At 56.2% G+C, this 3,280-nt stretch carries 1 protein-coding gene; it reads right to left on the reverse strand.

Annotated elements, in window-relative coordinates; translation table 11 throughout:
* Positions 1 to 3,280, reverse strand: a 3,280-nt coding sequence (locus NI000_RS36435) for a condensation domain-containing protein (RefSeq protein WP_253416157.1), incomplete at both ends; no start/stop codon positions are given.

Raw genomic sequence — 3,280 nt, forward strand, 5'->3', positions numbered from 1 at the left:
GTAAGTCAAGTGGGCTTGAATCCGTTCGATCGCTTCCGGCTCAAATGCGGCTGCGTTATAACCAATGTAAAGCTTCATCGATTCGCCCGGCAGCACAACAAGATTTAAGTCATAGTTCGTTTGCTCCATGCTTTGAACGCCGGACAATCGAAGCGCGGAACGATCTCCGCCAAGCTGCTCCATCCGTTCATCCACCGGATAGTTTTCAAAGATCACGATATGACGGATCAGATCCTGCTTCTGCTCCGTCAATGTCTGGATTTCATACAGCGGGAACGTTTCGTAGGCATTGGAGGCAATCGCCTGCTCTTGCGCCCGCATCATGACGTCAGCAAAGCTTTCCTCCCCTGCGCAGCGGATGCGGACAGGAATCGTGTTGATGAATAGTCCGATAATCCGCTCCACGCCCGGAATTTCTGCGGGACGTCCCGACACCACGCTGCCGAACACCGCATCATCCGTACCGTTGTACCGTTGAAGCACAACTCCCCATGCGGCTTGGATCAATGTGTTGATCGTAACTTGATGTGCTTTTGCAGTCTGATGAATCCGTTTCGTCAACTCGCTTCCAAGCTCATGGTCGTAACGCTGCGCGCGATACCCGGATACGTCCTCCGAGTTCCCCGGCTTGCCAGCAGGCAGCAAGGTTTGCTCTTCGTAACCTGACAGGTACCTGCTCCAATAAGCAGACGCTTCTTGCGTGTTTTGCCGCTCCAGCCATTCGATGTAAGAGCTGTACGCCCATACCTCGGATAGCTCAGGCTGCTTGCCCCTGACCAGCGCAAAGTAAGCTTCGAACACTTCCTGTGCCACAATCGAGAGGCACCAGCCGTCCATGATGATATGGTGGAAGCTCCAGATCATATGGTGCTCTTGAGGGCCGGTACGCAAAATCGCGATGCGCAGCAGCGGATCACGGGCGAGGTCAAAGCCTTTCTCCCGATCCTCGCGCTTAAACCGCGCGATTTCCGTTTCACGTTCCTCGGCGCTGAACCCGCTAAGATCCTCGAAGACCAGTGTGCCGCGTTTGCTGCGGAATACGACCTGGACAGGGTTTTCCTTCCACGCTGTGTAGAAATTCGTGCGCAGGGCTTCATGGCGCTGCACCAGCAAGTCGAGACTTTGAGCGAATGCTTCCGGCTCGAACTCGCCCTTCAAATCGAACGACGTCTGTTCGAAATACGCCCCGGAGCCGGCTTCCAGCAGGCCGTGGAACAAGATGCCTTTTTGCATTGGCGTCAAGTTGTACACGTTCTCGATCTCGCCAATGGCCGCCGTTTGCAGCATAAGCCGCTCCAATTCCTCAATCGTTACGCCTTTCAAGGACACATCGCTTGGCGTCAGCTCGGTGCGGTCCTTCGAAACGCAATGCGCAATCACTTCCTGCAGGCTGGCATGGAGATGGCCTGCGAGTTGCTCCACCGTTTCCCTGCGGTACTGCTTAGCGCTATACCTAATCGTGAGCTGCAAGGACCCGTCTACGACTAAGCTATTCAAATCAAGCGCAAAGCGCAGCGCTGTATCAGCGCTCGCCGTCATTCCGCCGGCAAACGGAGACAAGCGAATATCATGCTGCTGGAAGTCCTGATCAAGCTGTCCCAAATAGTTGAAGCTGATTTCAGGCTCGGCCCGAAGCGCCGGAGCTTCCTGCTTCTGTGATAGATACCTTAGCAGGCCGTAGCCGATACCTTTATCCGGTATGGCGTGAAGCTGCTCTTTGGTCCGCTTGATCCACTCGCGCAGCGTCATATCGGCTCCTTGCGACAGCAGCACCGGGTACACGCTCGTAAACCAGCCGACAGTGCGTGTAATGTCCAGCTCCGGAATAATCGGCTCGCGTCCGTGCCCTTCCAGACTAACCAGCACATCCTCCAGGCCGCTCCAGCGCTGAATAGCGATACCGAGCGCCGTGAGCAGCAAGTCGTTCATTTCCGTGTTATAAGCGCGGTGCGCCTGTTTCAGCAGTTGCACGGTTTCCTCAGGCGTCCAATTTAGCGTAATCAGCTCGCTGTCCTGCAGCTGCGGGCGTTCGTACGCATAATCCTTAGGCAGCGGACGGCAGGATGCCTGTTCGATCTGCTGCCAGTAGGCCCTTTCGCTGTCTAAGGCTGGGTTGTCTGCGTACTGTTCGAGTCCCTGGGCCCAAGCTTGGAACGAGTCTGTTTTCAGCGGCAGCCGGATCGCTTCACCTTTCGACGCCTGCTCGTATCCCGTCATGAAATCTTCAAACAAGATACGCCATGACACCACATCAATAGCCAAATGGTGTACCGCGATCAACAGGTGGTCGCCATCCGCGCAGCGGAACAGTCCCAGCTTGACGAGCGGTCCGGCGTTTAGATCGATGGAGCCTTGAATTTCCGTCGCCTTCTCCTCGATCCAATGGTTTAAGGAATCGTCCATCTCTCTGTCCTGCAGATCGATGACTGCAAGGTCAAGCGGTTCGCCCTCCATGACGGCGCGGTACCGGACTTGATAGCCGTTTCCGCTGTCTTGGACAACCAGGCGCAGCGCGTCATGATGCTCAGCCAGCTTATGGAACGTCTGGCGCAAAGCCCCTTCTTCAAAACGATCCGGACGGTAGATCATGAACGACTGGTTAAAATGCTGCGGCTGAGACGGATTATGCTCAAAGAACCAGCGCTGAACCGGGGTTAGCGGCGCCTCACCCGTTACCTCCCCTTGGTCCGCAAGCCGGACGGCTGTACGGACATGAGCGCTCAACGAAGCGATGGTCGGATATTTGAAAATATCTTTCATCTCCAGCTTATAGCCGGCTTGCATCATGCGGGACGCCACCTGGATCGACTTGATGGAATCGCCGCCCAAATCAAAGAAATTGTCGTGAATGCCGACCGTCCTCAAGCCCAGCACCGTCTGCAGGATATTCGCGAGCGCACGCTCCACTGGCGTACGCGGTGCGGCATAGGCCTCGCCTGACTGCACGCTTGCTTCCGGTGCAGGAAGCGACTTGCGGTCGATCTTGCCGTTAGCGGAAAGTGGCATGCGTTCAACCTGGATGAAGTACGTCGGCACCATATAGCTTGGCAGCTCCTTGGACAGCGCCTCTCGCAGCTCGCCCGCCGTCAGCTCTTTAGTTGCTGCATAGTACGCGCATAATTGCTTCTGGCCTTGGCCGTCATCGCGGGCCACGACTACGGCCTCCTGTACCGCTTCCACAGCCAGCAGCTCCGCTTCAAGCTCGCCCAGCTCGATCCGGTAACCGCGGATTTTCACCTGATGGTCGATCCGGCCCAGGTACTCGATGTTGCCATCGGGT

Source organism: Paenibacillus tyrphae (assembly GCF_024158745.1).
Classification (GTDB): Bacteria; Bacillota; Bacilli; order Paenibacillales; family NBRC-103111; genus Paenibacillus_G; species Paenibacillus_G tyrfis_A.